General features: G+C 75.2%; 2 protein-coding genes. Both read left to right on the top strand.

The window, feature by feature from the left end; all coding sequences use genetic code 11:
- The first annotated feature begins 113 nt into the window (after window positions 1-113).
- Complete coding sequence (fmt, locus tag AC1DY2_RS19365; RefSeq protein WP_476763893.1) at window positions 114-1,040, top strand: methionyl-tRNA formyltransferase; 927 nt, start codon at window positions 114-116, stop codon at window positions 1,038-1,040.
- The coding region (locus AC1DY2_RS19360; protein WP_476763892.1) for a transcription antitermination factor NusB at window positions 1,037-1,770 on the top strand (734 nt) is incomplete at its 3' end. The genes fmt and AC1DY2_RS19360, both read left to right, overlap by 4 nt.

Genomic DNA, 1,770 nt, shown 5'->3' with positions numbered 1-1,770 from the left:
CCGGTGCTCCGGGTGCGGTTCGACGATCCCGACGTGCCCTGAGAGGCACCGCCCACCCTGGCCGGCGTGCGTCGTGGTGCGTGCACGGCACGGCGGTTCGGCCACAATGGAGTGTGCAGAAGCTCCGCCTCGTCTTCGCAGGGACCCCCGCCGCCGCCGTTCCCTCGCTCGAACGGCTCGCCGGGGGCGAGCACGACGTCCTCGCCGTCGTCACCCGGCCTGCGGCTCCGCAGGGACGCAAGCGCGTGATGACGCCGTCACCGGTAGCCGTCGCGGCCGAACGACTCGGGATCCCCGTCATCGAGGCCGCCCGCCTCGACGCGACGGCCACCGAGCGCCTCCGCGAGCTCGAGCCCGACCTCGGCGTGATCGTGGCCTACGGCGGCCTCGTGCGCGAGCCACTGCTGTCGTCGCCGGTGCACGGCTGGATCAACCTGCACTTCTCCCGGCTCCCGGCGTGGCGTGGTGCCGCGCCCGTGCAGCATGCGCTCATCGCCGGCGACGCGGAGACCGGCGCATCCGTGTTCCAGCTCGTTCCCGAACTCGACGCCGGCGACGTGTTCGCGACGCGGTCGCGGGCGATCGGCCCCGACGACACGGCCGGGTCCCTGCTCGAGGCCCTCGCCGTCGAGGGCGCGGACCTGCTGGCCGAAGTCGTCGACGCGATCGCCGACGGCTCGGCGGTCTCGACGCCGCAGACCGGTGCGGCGTCGTTCGCACCGAAGCTCGGTATCGACGACGCGCGGCTGGACTGGGCCGCGCCGGCCTCGACGGTGCACAGCCGATTCCGCGGCGTGACGCCCGAGCCCGGCGCGTGGACGACCGTCGACGACCAGCGGGTGAAGGTCATCGAGCTCGCGGATGCCGCGGACGACGAATCGCTCCCGCCCGGGCGACTCGCGCTCGTCGGCCGTCGCCTGCTCGTCGGCACGGCGACCCACCCACTCGAGCTGCGCCGGGTGCAGCCGGCCGGACGCACGGCCATGGCGGCAGCCGACTGGTGGCGGGGATCCGGCCGAGCCGACGTGGTGGCGCGATGAGCGGGGGCGACGGCGGCCGCACCCAGCGGGGTGGACGCGACCACGGCGGACGCAGCGGACGGGGCGGACGCGGTGACGCCGGAGGCGCAGCCGAGCGCATCTCGCCCGCGCGGCTGGTGGCGTTCGAGGTGCTCGCCGCCGTCCGCGAGGACGAGGCCTACGCCAACCTGCTGCTGCCCGCCCGCATCCGACGCGCCCGCCTCGATCGGGCGGATGCCGCGTTCGCGACCGAGCTCACCTACGGCACCCTGCGCATGCAGGGCTACTACGACGAGGTGATCGCCCTGGCTGCCGGACGACCGACGACCGCGGTCGATCCCGCCGTGCTCGACGTCCTCCGGCTCGGCGTGCACCAGCTCCTGGCGACCCGGGTGCCGACGCACGCGGCGGTCTACGAGCAGGTCGCCCTCGCCCGGCGAGTCGCACCGAAGGCGGCCGGCTTCGCCAACGCGGTGCTCCGCACGGTGTCGCGCTCGTCGGCCGAGACGTGGCGGGACCTGGTCGCCGACGGGGCGAAGGGCGAGGACGAGCGGCTCGCGCGACTCGAGAGCCACCCGAAGTGGATCGTGCGCGCCCTGCGCAAGGCGCTCCAGCGGGAGGGGCGTGCCGATGAGCTGCCCGACCTGCTCGCCGCCGACAACGCCTCGCCCCGCGWGAACCTCGCGGTGCTGCCCGGCCTCGGCGCCGACACCGCGTCCGTCGCGGGGTTCGAGCCCGACCCGTTCTCGCC

Source organism: Agromyces sp. P1_H4 (assembly GCF_056405255.1).
This window is presented reverse-complemented; position numbering and strand designations above follow the sequence as displayed.